Below are 3,346 nucleotides of genomic sequence, written 5' to 3' on the forward strand. Positions count from 1 at the left end.
CTGAACTTCCTCCGGAGAGGCCTTGCCGGCCGGCTGCGCGGAGTACGCCTGCGCGACGAACTGCTGCTCGCGGCGGCGGGGCTGACGGGCGGATCGCTCTACTTCCTCACGGAGAACATCGCGCTGGAGTACGCCCCGGCGTCGAACGTCTCGCTGATCGTCTGCACGGCTCCCGTCTGGACGGCCCTGCTCATGAGCCTCGTCTACCGCAGCGAACGCATGACGCGGCGGCAGACCGCCGGCTGCGCCCTGGCCTTCGTCGGCGTGGTGCTCGTCGTGCTCAACGGCCGCTTCGTGCTGCACCTCTCGCCGCGGGGCGACCTGCTGGCCCTCTCGGCGGCGCTGCTGTGGATGCTCTACTCGCTCGTAATCAAACGGCTGGGCGACCGCCTGCCGGTGGCATACGTCACACGCAAGGTCTTCTTCTACGGCATCGTGACCATCCTGCCGTGGTTCGCATGGGAGCCCTTCGACCTTCCGGCCGCGACGCTCCGCCACCCTGCCGTATGGGGCAACCTGCTCTTCCTGGGCGTCGTGGCCTCGCTGCTCTGCTACGTGCTGTGGAACGCCGCCATGACCCGCCTCGGGGCGGTGCGCACGACCAACTACATCTACCTCAATCCGCTGGTGACGATGCTCACCGCCGCCCTCGTGATCGACGAGCGCATCACCCCCGCGGCCCTCTGCGGCGCGGCGCTGATCCTCTCGGGCATGTGGCTTGCCGAGCGGGAACGCCGCAGGAAATAGCCGCGGGGCGCGCTTACGCACCGAATCGCACACGGGAAGCCTCGGCATTCGGGATTTTTTCCTATCTTTGGGGAAACCAACCTGAACGATCCATGAAAAGACTGCTCCTGCTCTGCTGCGCCGCACTCCTTGCCGCGCAGGCTCCGGCACAGACGGGCTATGTGCCCGCCCCCGAGAATCTCGCCGCCCGCGCGCAATTCGCCGACGACCGCTTCGGCATCTTCATCCACTGGGGGCTCTACGCCCTGCTGGGCCAGGGCGAGTGGGTCATGACCAACCGCGACATCGACTACCGCGAATACGAGAAGCTTGCCGGGGCCTTCTACCCCGCCGCCTTCGACGCCGCGGCGTGGGTCACGGCCTTCCGCGAGGCCGGAGCGCGCTACGTCTGCTTCACGACGCGCCACCACGACGGCTTCTCGATGTTCCGCACGGCACAATCGCCCTACAACGTCGTCGACGCCACGCCCTTCGCCCGCGACATCGTGCGCGAACTGGCCGAGGAGTGCCACCGGCAGGGGCTGCGCGTCCACTTCTACTACTCGCTCATCGACTGGTGGCGCGAGGATGCCCCGCGCGGCCGCACGGGCCTCGGCACGGGACGCCCGGCCGAACGGGAGGATGCCGACGCCTACTTCGACTTCATGAAGGCGCAGCTCACGGAGCTGCTCACGCAGTACGGCCCGGTCGGGGCGATCTGGTTCGACGGCGTGTGGGACCAGGACCGGAATCCGGGCTTCGACTGGCGCCTCGACGAACTCTACACGCTGATCCACCGTCTGCAGCCCGCCTGTCTGGTGGTCAACAACCACCACCTTGCCCCCTTCGAGGGCGAGGACGTGCAGACCTTCGAGCGCGATCTTCCGGGCGAGAATACCGCCGGGCTCTCGGGGCAGGCCGTCAGCCGCCTGCCGCTCGAGACATGCCAGACGATGAACGGCTCGTGGGGCTACCGCATCACCGACCGCGACTACAAGTCGACCGACGAGCTGATCCGCTACCTTGCGGGGGCCGCGGGCCGCGGCGGCAACCTGCTGCTCAACGTCGGGCCGCAGCCCGACGGCCGGCTGCCCAAGGAGGCGGTCGAACGGCTCGCGGGCATCGGCGGATGGCTGCGCACCTGCGGCGAGACGATCTACGGTACCGACGCCGGGCCCGTCACCCCGCGCAACTGGGGCGTCACGACGCGCCGCGGCGACAAAATCTACCTGCACATCCTCGACTGGGAGGACGAAGAGCTGTTCGTGCCGATCCGCGACGGGCGCATCCGCTGCGCCGTGCGGTACGCCGACGGGGAGAAGCTCTCCTTCCGGCAGGATGCGCACGGCGTGACGGTCGTGCTCGGCAGCCGGCCCGAGGGCCCGGACTGCATCGTCGAGCTGACCGTCGGCAAGTAAAAGCGCACCGGCCGGGAGCCCGGCGGGAGGTCTGGCGGCCGGCGGACAGCCGGTGGACAGACTGGCAGCCGCCGAGCGGCCGAACAACAGGCCATCCGGAAGGTTGCGGGCCGGCGGACAAACCGGACAGCCGGACAGATCGGACAGTCGAACAGATCGGGCAGCCGAACAGATCGGGCAGCCGAACAGGCCGGACACACAAAAAGGGGCATCCGTTTCGACGGATGCCCCTTTTGCCGAGGTACGGAGCAGGTCAATGTACCATCTTCAGCCCCACGATACCGATCAGGACCAGCGACAGGAAGAAGAGCCGCCAAACGGTCACGGCATCGTGGAAAAAGAGGATGCCGATGAGCACCGTGCCGATGCCGCCGATACCCGTCCAGACCAGGTAGGCCGTACCCATCGGGATGTCGCGCTGCGCCAGGTAGAGCAGCCAGCCGCTCAAGCCCATCGAGACGACGGCAAGCAACAGGTACAACAAATGGAAGCGCGGGGACTCGCCCGCCAGTTTGAAGCCCAGCGGCCACCCTATCTCGAAGAGTCCCGCCAGCAGCAGATAGATCCAAGCCATCTCTTTGTCCGTAAATATCCGTTATATGCCGGTTTTTCCGTCGTTGCCGACCCGAAGGGGGCCCGGCATCCGGCACCGGGTGCAAAGATAGCAAACCGAAGCCGGCCACAATGCATCCCGCAACGGAAAAAACACAAAAAAGGGACGCGACCCTTTTGGAATCGCGCCCCTTGCCGTATGTCGGGCAGGCGGGATGTGTTGCATCGCCCCTCCCGCCGCACCGTTCCGGGATTACTTCACCTCCTCGAACTCGACGTCCTCGGGCTGGCTGGCTCCGCCGCTGGCCGCACTGCCGGCATTGGCCTGCGACTGCTGCTGGCCGGTCTGCTGCTGGCCTGCGGCACCCTGAGCCTGCTGCTGTGCGTAGATGTCCTGCGAAGCGGCCTGCCATGCGGCGTTCAGCTCCGACATCGCCGTGTCGATGGCAGCCACGTCGGCGTTCTTGTGCGCCTCCTTCAGCTTGCCCAGCGCCGTCTCGATGGCGGCCTTCTTGTCGGCGGGCAGCTTGTCGCCGTACTCCTTGAGCTGCTTCTCCGTGGTGAAGATGTGCGAGTCGGCGGCGTTGATCTTGTCGATACGCTCCTTCTCGGCCTTGTCCTTCGCCTCGTTGGCCTTGGCCTCGTCACGC

The 3,346-nt window shown here is 66.9% G+C and carries 4 protein-coding genes; 2 read left to right on the forward strand and 2 right to left on the reverse strand.

The genetic code is table 11. The features are described 5' to 3' along the window. Both Q1Y33_RS04880 and Q1Y33_RS04885 read left to right on the forward strand, forming a co-directional pair. Window positions 1-747, forward strand: a 747-nt coding sequence (locus tag Q1Y33_RS04880) for a DMT family transporter (protein ID WP_300798628.1), incomplete at its 5' end; no start/stop codon positions are given. 92 nt (window positions 748-839) lie between these two features. Continuing rightward, complete coding sequence (locus tag Q1Y33_RS04885; RefSeq protein WP_300798629.1) at window positions 840-2,144, forward strand: alpha-L-fucosidase; 1,305 nt, start codon at window positions 840-842, stop codon at window positions 2,142-2,144. A 253-nt stretch (window positions 2,145-2,397) separates the two neighbouring features. Here Q1Y33_RS04885 and Q1Y33_RS04890 read toward each other — a convergent pair whose 3' ends face one another. Then, entirely contained in the window at window positions 2,398-2,718 is a 321-nt protein-coding gene (locus Q1Y33_RS04890) for a multidrug efflux SMR transporter (RefSeq protein WP_300798630.1), read from the reverse strand. Between the two features lie 231 nt (window positions 2,719-2,949). Then, a partial coding sequence (locus tag Q1Y33_RS04895) for an Hsp70 family protein (protein ID WP_300798631.1) occupies window positions 2,950-3,346 on the reverse strand: 397 nt, incomplete at its 5' end.

It is taken from the genome of uncultured Alistipes sp. (assembly GCF_949296715.1).
Lineage (GTDB): Bacteria > Bacteroidota > Bacteroidia > Bacteroidales > Rikenellaceae > Alistipes.

Coding starts and splice junctions, on each gene's coding strand:
- Q1Y33_RS04885 (WP_300798629.1), top strand. CDS start 840: ATGAAAAGACTGCTCCTGCTCTGCTGCGCCGCACTCCTTGCCGCGCAG.
- Q1Y33_RS04890 (WP_300798630.1), bottom strand. CDS start 2,718: ATGGCTTGGATCTATCTGCTGCTGGCGGGACTCTTCGAGATAGGGTGG.